This window comes from Bacillus cereus group sp. MYBK222-1, assembly GCF_051916425.1.
Taxonomy (GTDB): domain Bacteria; phylum Bacillota; class Bacilli; order Bacillales; family Bacillaceae_G; genus Bacillus_A; species Bacillus_A paranthracis.
On record NZ_JBQAGP010000001.1, the window covers coordinates 1,868,550 to 1,891,892 of the forward strand.

Here is a 23,343-nt window from a genome sequence, read left to right on the forward strand (position 1 = left end):
ATTTTGGTCACATTTACGTGTCTATTTGGTGTTCACTAAAAGGATATGGGTACTAAAACCACTAATTTATGACCTTTCACATTACTAATTTATAGAAGGTCGGACCACTTTCTTCTATATATAGGTCCCATTTGTACCCTCTCCTACTTTTACACCATAAAGTGTTAAAGTGATCAATTGTAAATCTTGTAATCTATAATTATTTCTAAATCCATCTACTACCACTAGCTTATAATATCCTTTTGCACTTTCTAATATCTCGTCTATTTTATGAAAGTTAAGATTTTCAACCTCACTTTGTAATGTGCTTTTACCAAATTCCGCTTTTTAAATTTTTATAACAAGCGTGATTGATTTCAAATACGTTGCAAACTTCATTAAAATTGATAAATTTTTCACTTTAATTGTTTCTAATTGAATTTCTTTATCTCCTTTTTTTGATTTCGAATTATCTAACAATTATAAAAAGCTAGTTAAAATGGTATTAGTAATATTGATAAAGATAATATTTCTTTTATTTCTAGATAAACCTACTTTTAAACTCCCTGTAATACCTGTAGTTAAATTATCTAACCATCCTATACCAATACACCTTCCCACCAAACTTACTTGCCTTATCAACCATACTTTGCAAAATTTCTTCAGATCTACCTTTAGACTTAATATCTATTAAGTCTAAAGCAGACGTTTCATCAAAATATATGATTTTCTTCATTATATACGCGCCTCAACTATATAGAATACTTATAAATAAAAACATTACTCATTTGTTACCCTTAAGTAATAAATACATTTCCTTCTTTATTCCAAGGCTAACCTGTTACACAACCGTTTACTCGGGAAAGTACTTTTTTATTTGTTGACATGTCTCCTTTGAGCGTAAAAATATGTTTTAGAGCCGTTATGTAAAATAAGAAACGCCGAGATATTTCCTATTTTATATTTGATCATTATTATCAATTTTTTCTTATAAAAATATTCTAAATAAAATTAGCAAACTTACTCATTTCGAATAAAGATACACATACTTAGAGAAAACCCGAAATTAAATCCTTTAATTATAATATTATATTTAAAAATAATAAAGCTATTTAATTTCGGATATCCAATAATTAAAAATATCCTCTTTATTCTATCTAAAGCTTTAATTATATTTAAATTAATTGAGGTTCCTTTTTTAAATCTATTATTTGGAAGTTCAATTTAGATTCTATTATTACTCGATTCGCTTTTAATAATTTAGGTGTTACTATAAATAATCTATCCATAGCCCTACTTATACCTACATAATAAATTCGTTGTTCTTCATCTTCAGCTAAGTTTGGATTAGTAAGAAACTCGATTGTATCTGTTATCAATAAGACATTTTGAAACTCATCGCCCTTTGATTTATGAATAGTCCTATGCTGACTAATATCTTCTTTATAATTTATACACAATGCTATTTCTTTATAAGAATATGTATTATAAAAATCTTGAATAGCACCGTTTCTAAAACCCGACATGCTTATAGCTTCTCTAATTAGCTGATAGAATAACATTAAAGGTTCTTCGAAAAACGTCTCTTTTAACTGTATTAATTTTTGTAACATTGATACAGATTTATTGAATTGTTCTTTTTCAGAATAACCATTAAAATTAGCACTCATTATTTTTATAGCATTTTTGTAATCATTATGTTTAGCAAACTCTAGAGCTTCCATTGAATTTTTTATAATACTGTATCGTTGGATATTAGTATCTTTTGAAGCTAATTCACCCAACAGTTTAGTATTCAAATTACTATTGTCTACTCCAAGTTTCATTGAATTTGCGGTTGGGTTATCCCTAGATAGGGTTTGAATAAATAAACCCTTACCAAACATGTCTTGGATTTTATTAAATGCCTCTATACTATTCCCTACAAATAAAATAGGTCTATCACAGTCTACATTTCTAATTTTAGTTTGTTCAATATCCGCTCTAATTCCATTTAACAAATCAATTATTTGATTAGAACTCCTTCTATTTTCAGTAATAGTATATTCACTTAGATTATCAACTTTGAATTTAAGATAATCTTCTATACTAGCACCTTGGAATGAGTATATTGACTGTGCAGGATCTCCAATTACCCCTACAATAGTTTCTTCTTCTGCTAATAAAGATATTATCTTAGCTTGAATCGGATTAGTGTCTTGAAATTCATCTATGAAAAAATAAGGAAATTTAGCGCGTAAGACTTTTAGAATAAATGGATATCTCGTAATCAATTCATAACTAAAATACAGTACATCGTCATGATCAATTTTACCTTCTTGCCAATATATTTTTTTATAATTAAGTAAATCTGTTTCTAGAATTTTAACCACCTTACGTAACTGTCTAGCATCACTTTCTTCACCACTTAAATCTAAGTTTTGGTCACAATTAAATCTATATTTAAGGCCAGCTAACCAATTGAATAATGCATCTTTGTTTTGTGGTCTATTTAGCAATTGATTTATTGTATAAGGATGCTTGAGTTTCTCAACCTGAGAATGATTTTCTAACCATAATTTAACTTTACTATATCTAGGTTCAATTTTATCGTGACCTTTTATTTTTTGAAAGTCTATTCCAAATAATTCTGCTATATGATTAATATATGGCTTAAGAATATGAACGTATAGAAAGCTATGAATGGTCGAAACCTCTACTTGATTAATGGATTGTGACCCTAATCTATTCAAAATATTTTCTACAGCTACATTAGTATATGTTATACATGCTATTTTACGTGTTTTCTCTAATCTATCAGAATGGCCCAAAACATTTCTGATATGATTTATTAACCAGTGAGTTTTACCAGCACCAGGTCCCGCAGTGACTTTGAAATGTCGCTCAATATCTATTGTATCTTGAGAAGAAATTGGAATCATTCTTTACACATCCATTCTATAGCTAATTTAATATAATCGGGTACATTAAACACTTTAAATTCAATATTTTCTTTTTGGCCAGAAACTTTCTTTTTCAATAGATTTTCCTCTAGTACATAAGCTAATTCTAATGCATTTTCTCCTTTTCCCACTGAATTTAAATATCTTGAAGCAATTAATGCTTTTTTCTTATCTTCGTCTGTCCATATTAACCGTTTATCTTCTAATGCTTGTCTAATCCGTTCGTTTTCTTTTGAAGCATTTAAATTTCCAAGCATTAAATCGACTGATTTACCCTCACTATATTGATCCATTAGCTTAAAGATCTCTTCTCTATTGGCAGTAGACTCTGTAACCAATCCTTTAAAGTTTGGATTAAAACGAATCAAGTCGTACTCCAATGTTTTACCATAGTTTTCATCCTGCAGAAAGAATCTAATATTATCAGGATAACTATTTTTCTCTTCATTTCTTTTATACTCATACCCTTTTTCATCTATATACATTTCAAATGGATAACATTTTTTAAATGATTTTTTTTCAGTTTTTTCGCTAGGAGTTAAGTTTTTCCGCTCTGGATCTCTATCTGTTATACACGCTACTTTTCTTCTAATAGCATTTGGATTTGAAGTATTAAATAAATGTAAAAAATGATCGAAATATTTTCCATCCGCATTAATTACTGCTATATGATTATCTTCTAGAGAAATATTCATATATTCAGCGAATATATACATAAGTAACTGTTCTGCCAATCCCTCTACTAAAATAATTTTTTCGGCGAATAGCATATTGGATTTAGTAGCATCTAAAAATCTTTGGACGTATTTTTTACTCTTTTTATTTTCACCGAAAGTTTTTCCTGGATAACCAATTAAAGTTTCGCTTCCATTTTTATAAATACAAATTAATTCATCCAAATTTACAGCACCCGTTATATGAGTGGAATGTGTAGTAACGAAAATTTGTCTCACTTTTTTGTTCTTCAAATTTTTTTTAAGAAAATTTAATAATTGTCTCTGCATTGTAGGATGTAAATGTGCTTCAGGTTCTTCAATAACTAACATTGGATATACCTTGGCATTACTACCTAAATAATCTTCATTTGCATCAACCTGCATTTTTGCAAGTAATAGCGACATAAATATTAAATTATTGTATCCAAGTCCATTATTAATAATAGGCATCTTAATACCTGTCTCATATTCAACTATTAATTTCAAAGCAGAATAGAGCTCAATATCTGTTATACTTCCATCGAAATTTGGAGTAGATTTATCATATGAAGCACCTATATCCTGTGCATATGATAAAATGTGTTTTTTCCCTTCTGCCATCCGCTCATTCAATAGTGAAATTAAATCTCCTGCTGATTCCCCAAATTCTTTCTTTTTAATTTTAATTTCCGCTTCTTTTTGTTCCTTTTCTAACGTTCCATCCGATTTTATGTTATAGTCCATGAAGAAATCTAAAACATTTTTTAATAGCGTATTCTTTCCGCTAAACATATCTCGTTCAACATCTCTTATTGCATCTAAAAATTGAAAATCAAATTTTTTTAATGCTTCACTATCAGCAGTAACTTGATTAATAGGATTTCCACCCCATATTTTATATGTATACAATCTCAGAAATTCATCTTGGACAAGTTGCCATACTTCAACTATATCTTCTGCTTCTTTTACTGCACTTTGATATTTTTCATGAAACCTAGTTGGTAGGTAAAATTCATATTGTAATTTAGCTTCATAAGGTTCTTCTAATCTAGTTAACCAGTTACTTATAGTTACTAAGTCATCACTCATTAATTCTTCACAATCTTCTTGCTGTAAAGTAGCAGTTATTTTAATGCTAGGTGGATATACCTTTAATTCATCTAATGGTATGTTTTTATTAAAATCATCAATTGATAAATGCTTTTTACTATTAGTATTAAAAATTAATGCCAATGCTCGTAATAAATTTGATTTACCAGCATTGTTATGTCCAATAATAACGTTGATACCATCATTAAAATTTATAGAGTTGGCACGGAAATTTTTATAATTGATTATATTGATATTTGAAATGTACATTGAAATTTATCTCCCTCTACTAATAATTTATCACTTTTGTTTTTCCTTTTCTTTTTGATAACCTTTTTAATAAATAACTATTTTCACTCTGTATAAATGATAAATACTCTATCCTAATAATTCTTTTCTAAAAGATTTTCTATCCTCAAACCCAATTTTTGAAATTTAATCATATTTTTATTATACCGAGAAAAAACAAAAAGTGGTATGAAACCCCAGTTTAACACCATTTTTAAAGATCTATTTTATTTTTAAGAGACCATACTACACAACAGGGATGAGTTTCCCAAAACAATATGCTTCAAATTTATACCAATGATTGAACAAAATGTACTACATTATAACTTTTATGCTAGAAATTATTTAAATCCGTATCTTTAATTAAAAAGACAGCCGCTCTTTATTGGGTGGCTGTCTTTTCTACTCCTAGTCTAAAGCATAAATTATATTGTATATTTTGAAATTACATGACGTTTGCACAAAAAGAATCCCCCAACTTTCAGCTGGGGGAAATTAGAGTTTTCAATGCGTATAGTCTTCGGGCTTTAAATGTAATACAATCAATTCTTTAAATAATTCTTGTTCGACAGGAATTGAAACAAAATATCCCTTCTCTGTTTCTCGCTCTTGAAACTCGAACTCAGGGTTAAATTTAATTCTTTCGAAAATGCGAAAAGGTTGCTTCACAATAATAACTTCTTTAATACGTTCCAAATCTTTGTCCCAATATATCCATGTAAAGTATTGCAGGTTCGGTAAGCTATAGAGCTCACATGGTTTTTTTGCTGTTTTAGTTTCTTTGGAGATTGTTACAGTCGTTGGAAAAGCATTATTTACTGTTAATACGCGATATCCGTTGTTCAACAAAATCGGGAAAACTTCGTCAGGGAAATACACCTGAATTCTATTATCTATAAACTTCTCACAATCTAGTAATATTCGTTTCTTTTCATCTTTTTCATCAATCGTTTCTCGAATTTTATATCGAAATACGCTCCCGAATTCTTTTTTTAGTAGCTCACTATACATGTTTAAATTGTTCATTGCCAAATCATGAATATCTCTAGACCACTTCAACTTCTCTTCAAATGTTTTCTTATGATTTTGCGAAATACGTTCCATTTTAATTGTTAAAGCTTCAACACTTTCAATGTCGAAATTAACATGTTGTTCACCGAAATTCATCAACATAATCACGTCCCATCTAATTTTTTCAAAAAAATTAGCATGGGTAGACCGTGTTCTCTTTTGGGAAAGAGGAACTTATCGGTTTATTACCCATGCTTTATTAGGCAGAAACCGATAAGTTCCCTTCCTATTTAATTACAGTGATTTCTCTTAAAATTTTATATAACGTCACTTCTTTATATGTTTTGTCCCTCCTACTTCTTAGTTCTTTTATCTTATTTTCACCTTTCTCTTTTTCCCCATATCTCATTATATGTATGACACAATTGTATATTCTTAATTTATTTTATTATACAAGAAAGACAGAAAATAGAATTTCTCCATTTACACCATCTTCTATCTCACTTTTTTTATTCCAGTGAAGAATAACATTGATGAATTAGATAGCAATTGTACATATTCTTATAAATACATATATTCCTTTTCTTTTATAACCTAGCAACTCTATTCAGGAAACAGGACCAATTATGAAAAAGTTTCATGTACGTCGCTACAGTTTTGGAATCTTAACATCAAAAATCATTTATTATTAACATGTTTTTATAGATTATTCCTTCACCCCTGTCATACAAATAATTATTTCTTTTAGCATTGCTGGTCAATTCATGTAAAACAATTACATATGTGGTAAATTCACTAGGAAATAAATCCTATATACTGTAATTTCGATACGATATAAGCTTTATTGTTATTAAAAAAATAGATATTAATTAGTTATTTATAAACGTTAAATCAAGGTATTCAAACATTGATTATTTTTAGGAGAAAAAGTCCAATTAAAAAATCATCGAGAAATTCAAGCTGGATTTCATTCATTATTTACGATAGAACACAAAACAGTTCTATTCCTGATTAACTTTACTATAACCTTATATAAAGATATACTTTTATTAAAAGTGAAATATCTATTTGAAGGAGTTTAAATAATGAATCGGGATTTTTACTGGGAAAAGTTCAAAGAAATGAGTATTTTTATAATAGCTGTATCTATCATTTGTCTTATTCTTTCTTTATTAGCAGGTGAAACATTTCTTGTTTATATGTCTATTGTAATGATAATTTTATCCCCTTTATGGCCCGTAGTAGAGACTAATAAAGGTTTATATTTAATATTTCCAATGACTATTCCTATAATCTGTGTTTTTTTTGGTATTCCTTATTTGTTTTTCATATTAATTGGATCCTTTTTTGAGGAAAATATTGATCCGATACATCCAAACAGTAATTATGAGGAGAATATTGGTGAAGACTATGACGATGTAGAACCTGATAATGCAGATACTCAGCATGTAGATCCACACTGGGTTGACGGATATGAACGCTCTGACGGTACAGAAGTTGATGGGTATTGGCGCGGTGGAGATGATGGATACGAGCGAAGCAATCCAAATTAAGATCCTAAAAATCAATATTCGTTTAAAAATTTAATCTAAAAGAACTCCAAATTAAAGGAGTTCTTCTTTTTTTATGATCACAAGAAAAATCCACTTCGCACACAAAAAGAATGACTTTTAAATGCTATTTTTTTACTAGTCATCATCAGGATCTAATCCTATGTCTCTAAAATACTTTTCCCGAGCATCGACTTCACTTAATGCTCGTTTTTCCTCAGAGTAAGCAGGATTATCTAAATCTACTTTTTCGTGTCCTGTAGTTTTCTTTTTTTGTACCATTTCCACCTGGAATTAGTCTCCCCATATTGTCACCTCCTTTTGGACAATATAATTTTTTATATTCAACCAACAATGTAAACTAATAATAAAAAGTTTACATTGGAATCATTTGTTTTATTGACTTTGTTTGAAATTCAGTGATATTATCAAATTAACAAAAAAAGTATACATTCAAAACATCGATAATAAAGGATTGTAGGAGTTGTGGAAATGAAACAGGAAAGAGAAAAGAAAATACATATCATCGATGTCCAACCCATTCGAGATTTACAAAAAATAGAAGATATGAAATGGGCATTGAAACGTCATTGCGGCGAACGAGATTATATCTTGTTTCTTGTTGGGATTAATACAGGGTTGCGTGTAAGCGACTTATTGAAGTTAAAAGTTTCCGATGTCAAAGGAAAGAAGAAAGTATTAATACAAGAGGGAAAAACAAAAAAATCACGTACCATTCATCTCACCAACATCTATAATGAGATTCAAGAATACTTACAGACTGTTAATTCACAATGGTTGTTCCCATCACGAAAAGGTGACAAGCCAATAAGCAAGATACAAGCATATAGACAGTTAAACAAAGCTGCAGACTTTGCAGGTGTTGAAGCCATTGGCACTCACACTATGCGTAAAACCTTTGGTTACTGGCACTACAAGCGTAGGAAAGATGTAGCACAACTCCAGACAATATTAAACCACTCAAAGCCTTCAGTCACATTAACATACATCGGCATAACAGAAGAAGAGATAGAAGATAGTTTAGCTGACTTTGTACTATAAATTCAAAAGGAGAGATGAAACATGAACATACTCAGTCGTGATAAGGGTACATTCATGTACAAGCCAAACGTATATGTAACTACTTATTCGCAAACGATACAAATGTATTGCTCTTTTGTCATGGCACTATCACCAGTGTAGAAGATCATGACTTCACATATCTAGGAAGATAGCCAATACAACCAAGCAATACATCTCATTCACCGAGATCGAGAACGTGATAGATAGTCACTTGTGTCCGTTCTTTGCAGGTGTTACACACAGACAACCTACATAGACTAACTAATAGAGTGTGCTGCTACATGCTCTCTCTGCATGCACACTCCTAGCAAGACATGATGACATAGACAATCACACACATGCACATATCACAACATTGTAGTCATACCACTAACAGACTTACAATTAAAGTACCAAGCCCTCACCATCGCATGGCTACCTATGTGCGTTACCTCCAAACAAATGTCAATAATTAACTAACAACCTTATACAAACAATATACTTGTATAAGTACACTTGACTCGACCAGCTGGCCAATCTATTCAATATAACATTGACTCTTTTCTTCATTTCTGAAGCCTTGTAAATGCCATTGAATAAAACTCCAATTTTATCCCGATATTATTTCCTCATATGTACGTCGCCGATAATCTTTAGACTCAATTCTCACCAATGGTAGTAGAGGGCTTCCAAAGAGAACACAAGACTTATATGAGTCGTAAGATTCCTCAAATAGACGTGCTATTTATCAGTTAAATTCTCCCCCTACTTCAAAGCATGTAATTATTTGCTGAACCTGTGCTGTAAATTCTACAAAATAAATCCCCGACATCGCATGTAAAGACATAGGGAATCTCATGTTAGGCAATTATGATATCTGTTAAATATAATAGAAACAACAATTATAATAACTACTGCACATACAACTTATATGTAATTTAAATAATTGATACACTTAACAAACATGTAACAGGGGGATAGTTTACAATACTGAAGTATGTTACATAGCAGATAGGCCACCGAACACTCCAAAATCCACACTCACCCTTCGATTTCACCCTTGCTAACACTGACTTTTTATCATTTACTACTTTCAGCCACTAAATTTTTATCAAAACATTTGCTATCGACATGCTATCGTAAAAAATCAACAAAAATAGGCTAAAATCACCCAGTTATGAAGCAGTTTTCACCACTTTTTACTCACTTTCGAATGATTTCAACCTGTTCTCAGCTACTATTTCCGATAGCAAATACACCACTTTTAAGCTAAATATCTAATAAGTTTCTGATTTGTTCTCTAAATTATTTTATTATGTAAAAAGATAAAACCTCGGGTGCTGTCACCATCTCTTGCATTTTCCGCTATTGCTCCAAAATGCAAGACCTCGCCGCACCACCCGAACCCTCACGGCGTTAATCTTTATATTCTTTTATTATGTATTTTAACTTACCCTACAATCTCTTATATTATTTATATAAAGAAATGTAGGATAAATCTTATAGTGTTTTGATAAATTTCCCTCGTCTCACTTTATATTTTTCAAATAAATTCTTAAAAAAGATGTTTTTACTTTTCAAATTATCAAAATCTTTATCTGTTAATCCTGCACCTTCATAAATATCTTTGGTCGTCATTTCTTGACCAATTGGCCAATTGTCAATGAACTCCTTTAAGATAATTGATTTGTCTCCATTTTTTCGACTTACAACTTTCTCTTCTGCAAAACAATTCAATTCATCTGGGTTATCATCTATCTTACAACCAGGGAAAAGTTGTTTTACCATGCTAATAAGTACTTTATCAGCTTGAAAGCAATTTATTTCTATTTTCTCATCACAATTATAATTTCTTAATTTGGTTCTAAAAACTTCTTGTACGAAATCTGTTAGCATTGAGTAATTTTGATATAGATAAAGACTTTTGTTTTTAAATTTGTATTTATCCCCATGCATCAGATATTCAGAAAACACTTCAGCTGCTTCAGGATTACAACATTCTTGAAGAATATCTTTCATTTTCTTTTTATTAAAATCTGTACACAAATATTTTGTTGCATAAACATAATCAGGTAAAGTATTCCATCCGAATTGCACCATTTGAACACAATCTTTTGCTTTATTGCTTCCTTTTGTGTTTCCAAAATAAAAAATTGTATCTTCATCTGCTACAATTTCAACTTTATTTATAATTCTCGATAACTCTTCTTTATTTGTATTTACTAGTACATTTTTACGATTATTTAGTTCTTTCAGCATTTTTGCAGCTACTTCTCTGTAGGTAACTACATAAGTAGCTTTATTTTTTTGCATATTTTCTATAAATTTCACACAAGCATCAACAAGATATTTTTTACTCCCAAATTGCGTCTTATTTATCTTATGAGATTGATTGAATTTAAAAGTAATATTATCGAACCTTCTAGCGTTTTCAATATTCACAAACCGTATCACATCCTCATACGCATTCCCTTCTGAGCTTGCATAATCTGGATCAATAAGTGCTGTAGCATCGAATATTACAGTTTTAAAATTCTCATTGACTATATCATCTTTCATGGAAATCGTATTAATAAATTCTTGTTTCTTAGTCTTGCAGAATAAACCTCCCACTGTTAAAGCTCTGTGAATATGTTTTAGTTCGTTTTTGTATTTGTTAACCATATGCTTATCCCAAAGCAATTTAAACTCTTCATCGTTCAATAGAATAGGCTCGTTATTATTATTAGAGACTAAAAATCTATCGTATTTAGTAGAATAACGATCTAATTTATCTTTTAGAATTGTGCGTATTTGATCCCATTTCTCTTCTAATTTCTTTTTTTCACTTTTACCCTTTTCATTATTAATCGAAATATCACGAATAGCGTTATCAATATTATTAATCATTTGCATTGAAACGGACATACTATCTACCATCACTGGCTTTTCATCATTGATTATCATCGTCCGTGACTTAATCGCTCCGTCCTTATTTTCATAATGTTCGTATTGATTTAGATTTTCACCAAACGTTTCAAGTCTGGCATTCGTCATAAGGAGAATCGGAGAAAATCTTTGTTTTGTTTTTTGATTTGACATTTTACATTCATCAAAAAATGGACAATTTTCTTTACTACACATCCCGACTTTATAGGCCTTCATTCTTTTATTTTTACAAATACCTTTTTCATACGATTTTTCTGTCCACCCTTCTAATACGTATGTAAATGGAGTTTTACATTCTTTATCAATAATAAATTCAGTTTTGTAATATCCAATTTCCTTTTCTAATTCATTATGTATTCTTTTTAAATCGTCCAACTTATCGGTTACAATAATCATTCCTTCCTGAATTGAGCCTTCTCTCAATGCTTTACAAACTTCTTTAATAAAAACATATGTTATAGTACTTTTTCCGAACCCACAAGGAGCTGGAATAACTGGAATAGTCTTACGATTTTTCAATTCACCTAAAAGGATTTTTGCAGTAGTTCGTGCAAATTCAATCTGTTCGTCGGTTGGATTCATTTTCCACTCGATAAATAACTCCCGATATTCATTTACTACATTTTCTATAATACGTGAATTAACCTCCGAAACATTGACTACTTCTTCTGGTTCGTAAATTGTTCTATCTAAATTTTCAACAAAACAGGTATAATTATCATAATTAATTTTTCCGCAAATTTCTTCATACTCCTTATTAAGCTCTAAATCTTTCATCAATTGTATTTTCTTCATTAAACGTCCTCCTTTTTTGCTAATTAGAGTAAATAAAATAAAAAAACTATCTCAAAAATAGATAGTTTTCGTTTCAAATATTTATTTTTAATTAGCTTGTAGATATAATTATATAGAAGTAAATTAATGACACACAAATTCGCTGGTTTCATCTGAAGAATTCTAATTATTAAAAAAATAGAAATCATGATTCCCCTTCCTACTTATATCCTGCCATTTACCTTTTCCCCTATATTCACTACGTATCTCTATAATAAGGCCTACAATTTCATTTTTTTATTAATGCACTTTCCCACCAAAAAATCCAAACGATATTTATATAATTCAAGTATTTGTTTTCACTTCAATATAACGTCATATACTCCAATAGTTTCTTGTATTTATATACATTAAATTTCGTTATAATTCATAACGAAAGGAAGATTTATTTGGATAAAATGCAGATTAGTTTAGACCATAATGGTCACCTAAAATTAAATCCCACATACAGATATGACTTTATTAAAGTGAATTACACTAATACCCTTTTAAATGACGCTGTTTTTATGTTTCGTACAATTATATCAGAAACAGATGAAGATAAGGGTAATATTCTTGTGGATGTTGTAGATGAAAAAAGAATTAATGCGATAAGGATTGCAGAACATACCAACTCATTTATTCACATTTTACAGGATACTAATTTTGAAGGGAATCATAAGAAAATAACAGAAACGATAGAATTAGTGAAATATGATTACGATATCTGTAACACAATTTGTACAAAATTAAAGAATCAAAGATATTATGATAATAGCACAAAAGAAAAATGTGAACCTAGTGAGATCAAATACTTACTTTTCCAAGAATACGATAATGAAACAATTAACAATATATTCCCCTTAGAATTAGCACCTATTTTTACTAAACAGTTAGATGTATGGCATTACGGAGAAAAATACGAAGACTCTTTAAAAGAAGGAACTCAAAATCAATCAAAATATTGGTACGATTTATATTTGCGTTCTGAATTTGAATGGTGGAACGAAATTTTACAGTTCAAATACCTACCATCTAGAGACATGAAACCAATTAAATATAAACCCACAATTTGAATACAACATTGGTGTGAATTTAGGGATAGGCAGAGATAAAAACCTTCTATCCCTAGAATTATATTGCTCACTAACAATATTAAAAAGGATGAATAAAACTCTTTTCTTATTCTTCTATAATTGAAATCTCATCCATATTCCATTCAATTAAATTTTTAAACTCATTGTCCACTTCACAAATTTCTTCAACCGTGAACATATTAAATAATTCTTTCATTGAAAGTATTTGGTATTCTATGTAAAAGTCTTTAACAGTAGGATTTTGGGCGTATTTATTATTAAACCTTTTGATTTCGGAATCCATTTCTTCTTTATTTGCAAATAACTTGTTTATTGGATGTTCTGGACCACGTTTTAAGATTGCATTCCCGTTTAAATGATAAAATTCTTTTTGCTTTTTCATTTGAATTTCCCTCCAAATTTAGTGTTGTATACTACAAATTAAATTTTTATACATATCTCGGTCTAAAAATTTAGATATGTACGTCTATCTATTTTTACGTAAACAATTTTCTTAAGTTTTATAGCTTCTGAATCTATTAATAAGAATGATTCGTGATGTTCAATATTTTCAATAAACGAAACAAATTCTTCTTGAATTTTACTTTCTAAACCCGCTTCAACAGAATCAATACTTGCAAAGAGCTGCATGTGATCGTCCGTATGTATAGTAATTGTGTAAGTATATATCGGTTTCTCTGGTTGTGTTATGGATAAAACATCAGTAATCTTGTACATCGAGGTGTTTCCTCCTTTAATAAAACTCTTGTTTTATGTAATGCTAAAATCATATAACACATTAAAGTTATTATTATCTCGCTTCTAACTCAGCTATTCTGTGTCTCCATACAGCTAAACCTTCTTCAAGTATTTGCATTTGCTCTTCTTTTTTATCAATCTCATTTTGTATTAAAACTTTAGTTTCATCAAAGGAAACAATTTTTTTATCCCTTTTTAACCACATAATCGATATTTCCCGACATTTGATATCGTCCTCTTTCGGCTTCATTAAATGCTTAATAATATGATACTCTCCACAAGTTGCGGATTCCCCATCTCTATCGATATAGAATATTGAATGACCTATAAGCATATTGTGGTCGCAACCAATTTTAACAAGCTTGCATCCTACGCTTTCCAGGTATGCTTTAGCTTTTTCTTCAAATCCTGCTATCAACATATCAATCTCTCCTTATTGTATAAGACCAATCTTTTATTTAACTTCTTTGATTAGGTTTTCAACTTTTGATAAAGCTAGTTCTAGTTCTTCAATACGCTTATTCAATCTATCAATAGTTTGTGACTCTTCAATTTGAAAATCGAATTTTTTACCCTCTTCTAGATCTCGTTGAATTAAGCGTTTAACGTATGTCGCAAAAGCGTTATGGTTCATTGCATGGTTGTATAGCTGCATTTCAAATTTGTCACTTCTTGTAAAAGAAATTGATTTAATAATTTTGTTTTCATTCATGTGTAAGTATCCCCTTTTTATGTCTTTATATAAAATTAAACTTTTATTTAATAGATTCTGCTTCAGCTTCTTCTCTTTCTAAATCTTCCAGCAAGAAATCTAGTTGTATGATTGTATGTATTGCATTAAATAATCGTAATGCATCTACCTGAGTCCAGTTATTCGGATAATCACGTCCGTGTAATACCCAGTCACGGTTAATGATTTGGAAACGGCTCGTGTTTTTATCGAAATTCCCGACTCGGAACACACTATATAAGAATTCCATTACAGATACATATATTATTATATTGGTTTTGTCATCTTCAATTTCTCGCTTTACTTTTTTAAATTGAACTCTTAAAGAAGGTTTTTTCTTCATCTCAGTTGTTATATATTTTTGAAATCTTGGTGAAATCAACATGTTCGCAAGACTCTCGATCACGATAAATAAACTTGGAATCACAATTAAATAATGACCTTTTTCATAGCTATCAAAACATTGTGAAAGAAGCCCTCTCCACTCTTTAATTAACTCGTGCTTGAGAATATCAGTCTTTATATTCTGATATTCTTTTTCGTTTGAATAAAATACATGAAATGATGAGTCTACCTCTTCCTGGGACTCAACTTGTGATAATGTAAATATTTCTTCAATATCCATATTCATTGGAAGAGTCCAACCCTTTTGAGCTAATGATTCTGCTGCTTCTTTATTCGATTGCTCAACGTCTTCCCAATCTATATCATGTAAGGAAGATAATGATTCACTAATTGATTCCCATATATGCATTTGTGCCTCTACAAGTTTTTGTCCCATTTGTCCTATTTCTCGCATTAATCTGGTAGTTTCGGCAACTTCAGAAGCGAAGTCCATTTTGGGTGGGGTTGGAAATTCGAATCTGTATTGGTGCTTGTTTTCTTCATTCATCACTTTAATCCCCTTTGTATAAAATATAGTTTTTATTCAATCATCATTTCTTCTATAACGAGGTTTGAGTACACATTGTAGAGCCCCTTCAATTGCGATTCTTCTATGATAACCTATACATTCAGTCCAGTATATTCGAACATCACCTTGAATTGATTTAAAGAACTCTCTGCTAGCCTTTTTTTCTAAAAGGTATAGCTTTTTAATATGTCTATGCAATCTATTGCGTATCCAACCTTCACCTACATATAAAGCTTCCTCGGTAGTAGGATCGACAAATACATATAATCCTCGCTTATCTTTAGGAACAGATTCATCGATTTTTCTTCTTAATAGTAGGCCTTTCGTATGCTTTTCATTCTCATTATATTTAAAAGTGATTTCGAAACAACGCCATAGTGAATTTGAATCAAGTGGCAATAACGAATTACTTACCAGGGTTTCTTTAAGACTGTTATCAAATTGAATGATGTCTAACATTAAAACTACTCCTTTAAATAGAATAAAACGAGTTTCCTATATTATATATGTTACTTCATCCGATGTATAAAGTTAATTTTTTATTCAGTCTCTTTTGATTATAGATAACATATCATTTAGTATTCTATTCATTTCTTCTACTACAATTTTACTATTAGGCATTAATATATTAAAACCTATTACTTTTTTCTTTTTGGTATGTTCCCAACCACCCACAATAGCTTCAACCTGGTAATGTTCCTGTATTTCGTATATTAATGAATATAATAAATTTTGTTCGTTAGATAAGAAATAACGATCATTTATCATCAAGTATTTATCTTTAGATTGAGAAGAACTTTTATAAGATATATCAAATAGTTCTTCTCGGCTAGATTCAATACTCATATAGGATTTAGCTTCAACGCTATTCATTTTTTTATAAATATCTCCATTAATATAGTAACGGTAATTTATATTCTTTATTAATTCCTCAACCTCAGAGATTGCTTGTTTTTTATATTGAAGCAATATTTCATCTGTTAAGTCCTCTCTAGCTATATCAATCAATTCATCTTTAAAGATATTATAACTAATATCAGCTGCAGATAATGAAATTTTTGAAGATATATAATCAATATACTTAGAAATAGAGGCATCAGATACCTCGTATATGAATTCACCGTTCTTTCTGGTTGGAATTACTTCTATAAATCGTATATCTTCTTCATCAAAATATTGAACTTTCACATCTTCGTTTGCATGTGTTACATAAACCTCTATTACAAATGGTTGAGAATCATCATATTCATCTTTTACTACAACGTCGGCTATAGAATCCCCTACCCATTGCTCAACTTCAGCAAAACTCTTTTTGTAAAACTTCAATATGTCTAATAATGATATCTCGTAAGAATCTATATTAATGGCCCTTAAAAATTCTTTGTATTTCTTTTTAAAATAACTTAAATCAATTTTAAGCTTAATGTCTTCTTCTTTATTTATCTTATTAACAAGAAAATGCTTCGCTTCGAAATGTAAGAGGGTTTCACTAGAGATAGTACAATCGCTTCCAGGTTTATGACTAAAGTGGTGTTCTCTTTTATTCCCTTTTTTAAAAATTACGTCTTCATGACAGTGTGGACACCTATATTTAATATTTTTATATAGTCTCTCTTCAATATGTACGATATTTGTTCCGCACAAGGCGAAGTTAAGTTTTACACTCACCCAGACACACTCCCTTTTTATAAAATTGAATTTACATATTATTATCTCACTATAAATAATACCATATATTTCTTTTTCTAACTTTCTTTACTCTTACATATCCCTATACAAAAGCGGGCCAAAAGTATTAAAATACAAGTTATGGAAGCTATTATTTCAATCGTTAGAACCTATCGGAGGTTTTAATTATGAAAGGTAGCATATTAAAAGATAAAAAAAGAGGAACTTGGTACTTTTCTTTCGATTTAGGAAAAGATCCATTTACAGGAAAAAGAAGACAGAAGAAAAGACGCGGTTTTAAAACGAAACAAATGGCCGAAGAAGCATTAATTAAAATTCAGGCTGAAATGCTAAATGAGGAATTTACCGATGTATCACAGATGACCTATGCTAAATATTTAGATGAATGGTTTGAGGAAAGACGTATCTTCCTTCAAAAATCTACGTATGAGATACACTCAATTTTTTGTAACAATGTAATAAAACCTAGGTTAGGACATTTCAAATTGCAAAAGCTAGAACCTATTCACATTCAAAAATTTGTAAACAACCTAGTAAATAAAACAAATTACTCATCACATACTATTCATTTAGTTTTTCGAATTGTTAGTGCATCTCTAAAAAAGGCTAAAACACTAAAATTAATTAAAGATAATCCAGCAACTGGTACTACTTTACCAAAAAAGCAGCAGAAAGAATTGAACGTCTGGTCATTGAAACAAATAAATTATTTTTTAAAAGAAGCTAAAAATGTTCATCGTTTAACACGCTGTTACGTCGCAATAGTAATTTCATTACTCACGGGAGCACGTCAAGGCGAAATCATGGGATTAAGGTGGAAAGATATTGATTTTGATAAAAATGTTATATACATTAGGCAAACATTGACTCAATCAGCGGAAATAAAAGTTGGTGCAAAAAATGCGTCGAGCATACGCTCAATACACATACCTGACAAGCTCATTAGCGAATTAAAATCACACCGAAAAATAATTTTAGAAGAACGTTTGTATCATGGTGAAGGTTATGAAGATAATGATCTTGTAATATGTACTCGTATAGGTAAACCAATGATTCCACGTAATTTACGTAAAGAATTTTATAATCTAACAGTCAAACTTAATTTACCAAAGATACGATTTCATGATTTAAGACACACCCATGCCACGCTATTGATAGAACAAAATGTCAATGTAAAGCTTATACAATCCAGATTAGGGCACGCAGACGTGCAACAAACACTCAATACGTACAGTCATGTGATTCCAGATATGCAAAAGTCCGTATCTGACCAGCTCGATAAAATTACTAATGTATAGGCGAAATGTTGCCAAAGTTGTGTCCACAACTTATATTACAACGTATAACCATTGGTATAAAGGCTATTCCTCATCTTTCAAACGTACATGCCCGAAGAAGGTATGGTCGAAGTGGGCGAGCTAAAGATTCACCAAGCATCACACGCCCGTTACTTTGAAGACTTCTTAAAATTCGTCGAATACGAACGCTCTATGCCTGAAATTATGAAAACACAAGTAATGGACATGGTATACGACCAAATTGAAGATGTATTTGAAGAAGGTACGGAAGAGCGCGAACAGTTCGACCAAGCAATGGAAGTATGGGCTGCCAGTCCGAAACGCGAAATTATGGAACAATTTTCAACCGAAGAAGTAATGGAAGCTACCGCTCAAATCGTCGAGCATGCGCCTGAAGTGGAATTGAAGCTAAAAGCGGATCATATCTCTGTGAAAGCCCTACTTGCTGATTTCGGGGATCAAATACATATCGCAAAGGTAAATGACCGATACGTATTAATGATTGAGGCTGATACACTTACATTTGAGAAAGGCTTCTCTCCTATTGAATTTCTGAAGCCAGACGAGTTGCAAGACGTAATTGAACGGATTGAGAATAAGCAGCAGTATTCTTATGATCCGAACGGGATTGAATAAACCATTCTATATCCCTATTTTTACAGAGCACTATTAACAAACGATCTTTTATTTGTGACACATTTGAAAGTTATGTAAAAAACCGATTCTACTAAGAATCGGTTTTTCTGCTTTATAATAAAATATGCTTATTTTTGATCCAAGAGGACATTTGTCACAGGATTCAGTAGATTTGTTTTTTGGTGTACAAGTGTATTTCCATTAGAGTAGTCACTATGTATATTGGTAAAATGAAATTTTCACTTTACTACCTCAAATTTATTGTACTCGTAAAAAGATAATTGAAAACGATATTTTGGATGCTCTCTCACCCAATCGTAAGCTTCTTCTAAAATATCCATTTTGTTTTGCAAGTCATTCAATTCACTACATTCGTTCCTTTTCTGTTTGCATAGCGGACAGAATCCATTCACTATTTCAATACTCGTCGCCCTAATCGTTTTCCTTTCTAAATCAACTACTAGACGAAGAATAAGAGAATGTTCGTCTTTTGTAGTCACCGTCATTTCAGCAATCCCATCCTCATTCCAAAAGACTCCGTTTAATTCCATCTGTACGGTAACATCGTTAATATCCAAGTCTATCACTATCACACCTCCCATATATATATAAGACTCTTAGCTTACTCTTCTATTTTAATCTTTAATACACCACGATTTAAAGATATATTAAGCCTTTTCCAATTCTTCTTCTGTGCTATGAAAGGAAGTGTAATTACCGCTAATAGCGTGGTAAATATTATCCCAAAAACTAAAACTGTTACAATGTTAAAGATTGCTTCCATTCAACTTTACCCTCTTTCATTTCTATGGGCTCTAATTTTATGAATATATTAAAAAATTTCTTACCACACCTTAAATTTCAAAGTAGCACAACAAATCAATTCCTATTTATATGAATACTTTATTCATCCATCAATACAATGACAGTAAATTTATGTAGCTAGAAATAGAGAAGAATGTCATTTAACCTCTGCATTCTTCTCCATCTCAGCCAAATACCTAATCTGCCTTTCCGCTTTTCGAACCGCCGTACGAAAATGTTTTTTCAGAAGTTCTATTGTTGGTTCACTTATATAATATCTTTCCGTTATACTTTCCCACGTGTCGCTACTTTCAAATGTACTCCAAACGAAAGGACGCTCAGTATTTTTTCTCATTTCTTTAAATACCCATTTTCGCATCTTTTTTTTCGCTTTTTCTGTTAGTTTTCCGTTCTCTACTAGTTCAAGTTCACCATGCCTTTTATACCTTTTAGTAATATCTCTCTCGCTATATGCTTTAAGAAGTATGTTCGCTGTATTCTCAGCATCCGCTAAAGCACGGTGCTGCTTCCCTTCCCATATTAAACCGAGCTGTTCTACTGCAGATTGTAAACTTGGTGTATGCTCAAACAATTCTTCATACGCTTGAAAAACAAATTTTTGTAAATCAATTCTTCTTTCTTTTTCCATACAAGGGCATTCTACAGCATGTAACGTACAATCATGAGATAGAAATCGATAATCTTCTTTTCCCCATGTAACAAATATAGAATCTTCTCCGATAAACTGAATAAATCTCTCTATAATTTGCGGAAATTTCTCTACATTCATTAAATCTTTCTTTGTAATTCCCGTTAATTTTGTCGTATGACGAGTAAGTCGTGCACCGGGTTTTACTAACTCCGAAAATTCTCCAATTATCTTCATTGTACTTGCTTCTATTTTTACAGCTCCGATATCAACTATCTCTGACGGATCTTCTGATTTATATGGCCTAAAATTTCTCTCTATATCAAACACAATAAAATGTGTAGCGTTTTCCAATTTATTTACCTCTTTCTACATTCCTTTTCACACACATACTTTATTTTCAGTATTTATTTATTCATACACTTTATGCATGTAATACTTCATCTAAAAAACGAAAATTCAATCTCATTATGCTATGTACATAGGAGGTTCTTCAATTAAAACGCAAAAAAAAAGAAGGGCAAGCCCTTCTTTCTTCCACAATTACTTCTTGTTAACGTTTGTAGCTTGAGGTCCACGGTTACCTTGTTCTACTTCGAAAGTAACTTCTTGACCTTCTTCTAAAGTTTTGAAACCTTCGCCTTGGATAGCTGAGAAATGAACGAATACGTCTTCTCCGCCTTCAACTTCGATGAATCCGAAACCTTTTTCTGAGTTAAACCATTTTACTTTACCGTTTTGCATGTAAAAAATCCTCCTACAATGTACCTATATGTACATATTCATTTTCAACCACTTTACAAAAATAAGTCAGACATTAAAAAAACTGCAACTCTGAGGAGATTTAACATTGCTATCCTCCTCGGAAGTTACAGCTCATTTAAATCTCTATATTATTAAAAGTAAAATGGTTTAAATATAATATATCATATCAATATAATAAAAGCAAAGTTTTTTTGCTATACAATTTTTTTCTTCCACTGCATCGCTTTTGATTCACCTGATCCCGCTACAAAATAGGCTTCTTTTTGGTTCACAATGCGCCAGCCATGCCCTTTAACTGAATCACATACTGTTACAATTCCTTCTTCTAAAAGTACACGACAAACAGTACTAATCCCAGCCTTATTTTGCGTTGACGTTGTATATAACACATGTTGATCTACACTTAAGTCTAAATAGCTACTTGCTTTTTGCTCACTTTGACATGTGTGCCAATATGGTTTTTCACTCTCAATACTTTCATTTATTTTACAAAAAGAAATATTCCCGCTAATGCCTTTGCATGATCCACTGGCTGCTACTAAATAAGAGTTGTGTAAAGTCAACGCTGAGATCATTTGATTCATTACGATTTTAATCCTCTTTAATTTAAGTGTCTCCAAATTAAAGAGCCAAACACCACCATATTTAGCATGTATTTTCGTACCGATAAATAAGTAATGTTTATATAAAAACAACGATCGAATAGATGGTGCTCCGCCACCATATTCAAGAAATGGATGAATGGTTTCCCATGTCGAACCAAAATCATTCGAATGATACAACGTTTTATCTCCATGAGCAATGACAGTTCCTTCTATATTACTACATACATTCCAACTCGTTGCCTTTGTTGGAAAACGTTGAACCGTCCAATTCTCTCCACCATTCATACTACGAATAAAAATTCCTTCGTCACCTACACCATACACTACATTATCTTCGCTATGTAAATCCCTAATTCGTTTTTGAAAACCATTTAAAATTTGTTTCCATTCTCCGTCTTGTTCAATAAATAAACCATTATATGTAGTAGCTAACATAAGCTTTCCATCTCTTAACTTTGTAATAGCGGTCGCACTTAACATTGTCTCCACGTTGACACTCCCATTCTTAGAACTTCTCAGCAAATGCAATTGCAAAATTACTGCATTTTTCAACATCCTCTTCATCTTCTGGAGCTAGTTCGATTTTCAACCCTTCTTGTACAAGCTCTGCACCGCGCTCTACAAGTCTTTCTTCAAATATCGTTACCGCTTCACAAAATAGTTCATACGCCGTATCACCTGATCCGAATACCGCTACTTTCTTCCCTGATAAATCTATATTTTCTAAGTCATCATGGAAATCTTCCGCTTCAAATGGTAATTCCCCATCTCCCCACGTATAAGATCCTAAAATGATTCCATCATAAGCTAATAATTCTTCAGCATCCATGCCTTCCATTTCTTGCAATACTACTTCATGATCAAAAGCATCTAAACTAACTTTAATTAAATCAGCAATACTCTCTGTATTTCCTGACATACTTGCATAAGCTATTAAAATTTTCGCCACTTTGGCATCCCCCTCTTTCAATAAATGATTCTCATTCTCATTATATTAATAATGAGAATCAATTTCAATTGTATTTTTTATTTTTATTTATTCCATATAAAAAAGCACAGATG

The 23,343-nt window shown here is 31.0% G+C and carries 22 protein-coding genes and 1 pseudogene; 5 read left to right on the plus strand and 18 right to left on the minus strand.

Going from position 1 to position 23,343, the window contains the following annotated elements:
• Nucleotides 1–1,154: 1,154 nt before the first annotated feature.
• From ACTFR9_RS09670 to ACTFR9_RS09680, 3 genes are all read right to left on the minus strand, one after another.
• Entirely contained in the window at nucleotides 1,155–2,900 is a 1,746-nt protein-coding gene (locus tag ACTFR9_RS09670; protein ID WP_000612351.1) for a UvrD-helicase domain-containing protein, read from the minus strand.
• Complete coding sequence (locus tag ACTFR9_RS09675) at nucleotides 2,897–4,975, minus strand: ATP-dependent nuclease (protein ID WP_000275953.1); 2,079 nt, start codon at nucleotides 4,973–4,975, stop codon at nucleotides 2,897–2,899. Before ACTFR9_RS09675 ends, ACTFR9_RS09670 begins: the two co-directional genes overlap by 4 nt.
• A 522-nt stretch (nucleotides 4,976–5,497) precedes the next feature.
• Complete coding sequence (locus ACTFR9_RS09680; protein ID WP_000928913.1) at nucleotides 5,498–6,166, minus strand: hypothetical protein; 669 nt, start codon at nucleotides 6,164–6,166, stop codon at nucleotides 5,498–5,500.
• A gap of 923 nt (nucleotides 6,167–7,089) precedes the next feature.
• Between ACTFR9_RS09680 and ACTFR9_RS09685 the strand changes: the two genes are divergently transcribed.
• Nucleotides 7,090–7,557: a hypothetical protein gene (locus ACTFR9_RS09685; protein ID WP_001078050.1), complete on the plus strand. Its 468-nt coding sequence runs from the start codon at nucleotides 7,090–7,092 to the stop codon at nucleotides 7,555–7,557.
• A 135-nt stretch (nucleotides 7,558–7,692) separates the two neighbouring features.
• On the opposite strand, the gene ACTFR9_RS09690 is transcribed toward ACTFR9_RS09685, so the two are convergent.
• Complete coding sequence (locus tag ACTFR9_RS09690) at nucleotides 7,693–7,842, minus strand: hypothetical protein (RefSeq protein ID WP_157406501.1); 150 nt, start codon at nucleotides 7,840–7,842, stop codon at nucleotides 7,693–7,695.
• 204 nt (nucleotides 7,843–8,046) lie between these two features.
• Here ACTFR9_RS09690 and ACTFR9_RS09695 point away from each other — a divergent pair, with 204 nt between their 5' ends.
• The gene (locus ACTFR9_RS09695) at nucleotides 8,047–8,616 is read left to right on the plus strand and encodes a tyrosine-type recombinase/integrase (protein WP_000808211.1); all 570 of its coding nucleotides are present in this window, start codon (nucleotides 8,047–8,049) and stop codon (nucleotides 8,614–8,616) included.
• Nucleotides 8,617–10,116: 1,500 nt separating this feature from the next.
• Here ACTFR9_RS09695 and ACTFR9_RS09700 read toward each other — a convergent pair.
• Entirely contained in the window at nucleotides 10,117–12,339 is a 2,223-nt protein-coding gene (locus ACTFR9_RS09700) for a hypothetical protein (protein ID WP_000723769.1), read from the minus strand.
• Nucleotides 12,340–12,767: 428 nt separating this feature from the next.
• On the opposite strand from ACTFR9_RS09700, the gene ACTFR9_RS09705 reads away from it, so the two are divergent.
• Nucleotides 12,768–13,433 (plus strand): hypothetical protein, encoded by a 666-nt coding sequence (locus ACTFR9_RS09705; protein WP_000359969.1) that lies wholly within the window; start codon nucleotides 12,768–12,770, stop codon nucleotides 13,431–13,433.
• A 106-nt stretch (nucleotides 13,434–13,539) separates the two neighbouring features.
• Here ACTFR9_RS09705 and ACTFR9_RS09710 read toward each other — a convergent pair whose 3' ends face one another.
• From ACTFR9_RS09710 to ACTFR9_RS09740, 7 genes are all read right to left on the minus strand, one after another.
• The gene (locus ACTFR9_RS09710; RefSeq protein WP_000744249.1) at nucleotides 13,540–13,836 is read right to left on the minus strand and encodes a hypothetical protein; all 297 of its coding nucleotides are present in this window, start codon (nucleotides 13,834–13,836) and stop codon (nucleotides 13,540–13,542) included.
• 62 nt (nucleotides 13,837–13,898) lie between these two features.
• Nucleotides 13,899–14,171, minus strand: a complete 273-nt coding sequence (locus ACTFR9_RS09715) for a hypothetical protein (RefSeq protein ID WP_000276810.1) — start codon at nucleotides 14,169–14,171, stop codon at nucleotides 13,899–13,901.
• A 73-nt stretch (nucleotides 14,172–14,244) separates the two neighbouring features.
• A complete protein-coding gene (locus ACTFR9_RS09720; RefSeq protein WP_000903624.1) occupies nucleotides 14,245–14,613 on the minus strand; it encodes a hypothetical protein in 369 nt (122 codons plus the stop codon).
• Between the two features lie 33 nt (nucleotides 14,614–14,646).
• Complete coding sequence (locus ACTFR9_RS09725; RefSeq protein ID WP_001004879.1) at nucleotides 14,647–14,904, minus strand: hypothetical protein; 258 nt, start codon at nucleotides 14,902–14,904, stop codon at nucleotides 14,647–14,649.
• A gap of 43 nt (nucleotides 14,905–14,947) precedes the next feature.
• Complete coding sequence (locus ACTFR9_RS09730) at nucleotides 14,948–15,814, minus strand: hypothetical protein (RefSeq protein WP_001001493.1); 867 nt, start codon at nucleotides 15,812–15,814, stop codon at nucleotides 14,948–14,950.
• A 36-nt stretch (nucleotides 15,815–15,850) separates the two neighbouring features.
• Nucleotides 15,851–16,294 (minus strand): hypothetical protein, encoded by a 444-nt coding sequence (locus ACTFR9_RS09735; protein ID WP_000884166.1) that lies wholly within the window; start codon nucleotides 16,292–16,294, stop codon nucleotides 15,851–15,853.
• 84 nt (nucleotides 16,295–16,378) lie between these two features.
• Entirely contained in the window at nucleotides 16,379–17,503 is a 1,125-nt protein-coding gene (locus ACTFR9_RS09740; protein WP_229136662.1) for a competence protein CoiA family protein, read from the minus strand.
• A 188-nt stretch (nucleotides 17,504–17,691) separates the two neighbouring features.
• Between ACTFR9_RS09740 and ACTFR9_RS09745 the strand changes: the two genes are divergently transcribed.
• Both ACTFR9_RS09745 and ACTFR9_RS09750 read left to right on the plus strand, forming a co-directional pair.
• A complete protein-coding gene (locus ACTFR9_RS09745; protein ID WP_000678751.1) occupies nucleotides 17,692–18,822 on the plus strand; it encodes a site-specific integrase in 1,131 nt (376 codons plus the stop codon).
• Nucleotides 18,823–18,906: 84 nt separating this feature from the next.
• Nucleotides 18,907–19,458, plus strand: a pseudogene (locus ACTFR9_RS09750) (DUF3898 domain-containing protein); the annotation flags it as partial.
• A 239-nt stretch (nucleotides 19,459–19,697) separates the two neighbouring features.
• On the opposite strand, the gene ACTFR9_RS09755 reads toward ACTFR9_RS09750, so the two are convergent.
• From ACTFR9_RS09755 to ACTFR9_RS09780, 6 genes are all read right to left on the minus strand, one after another.
• Nucleotides 19,698–20,045 (minus strand): hypothetical protein, encoded by a 348-nt coding sequence (locus ACTFR9_RS09755; protein WP_000566117.1) that lies wholly within the window; start codon nucleotides 20,043–20,045, stop codon nucleotides 19,698–19,700.
• 35 nt (nucleotides 20,046–20,080) lie between these two features.
• Entirely contained in the window at nucleotides 20,081–20,242 is a 162-nt protein-coding gene (locus ACTFR9_RS09760) for a hypothetical protein (protein ID WP_000387292.1), read from the minus strand.
• A 177-nt stretch (nucleotides 20,243–20,419) separates the two neighbouring features.
• The gene (locus ACTFR9_RS09765; RefSeq protein ID WP_000426499.1) at nucleotides 20,420–21,265 is read right to left on the minus strand and encodes an exonuclease; all 846 of its coding nucleotides are present in this window, start codon (nucleotides 21,263–21,265) and stop codon (nucleotides 20,420–20,422) included.
• 189 nt (nucleotides 21,266–21,454) lie between these two features.
• Nucleotides 21,455–21,655, minus strand: coding sequence for a cold shock-like protein CspB (gene cspB / locus ACTFR9_RS09770; RefSeq protein WP_001179150.1), 201 nt, complete (start codon nucleotides 21,653–21,655; stop codon nucleotides 21,455–21,457).
• A 215-nt stretch (nucleotides 21,656–21,870) separates the two neighbouring features.
• On the minus strand, nucleotides 21,871–22,770 hold the full coding sequence (locus ACTFR9_RS09775; protein ID WP_000449508.1) for a WD40/YVTN/BNR-like repeat-containing protein: 900 nt from the start codon (nucleotides 22,768–22,770) through the stop codon (nucleotides 21,871–21,873).
• A 16-nt stretch (nucleotides 22,771–22,786) separates the two neighbouring features.
• On the minus strand, nucleotides 22,787–23,230 hold the full coding sequence (locus ACTFR9_RS09780; protein ID WP_001062756.1) for a flavodoxin: 444 nt from the start codon (nucleotides 23,228–23,230) through the stop codon (nucleotides 22,787–22,789).
• Nucleotides 23,231–23,343 lie beyond the last annotated feature (113 nt).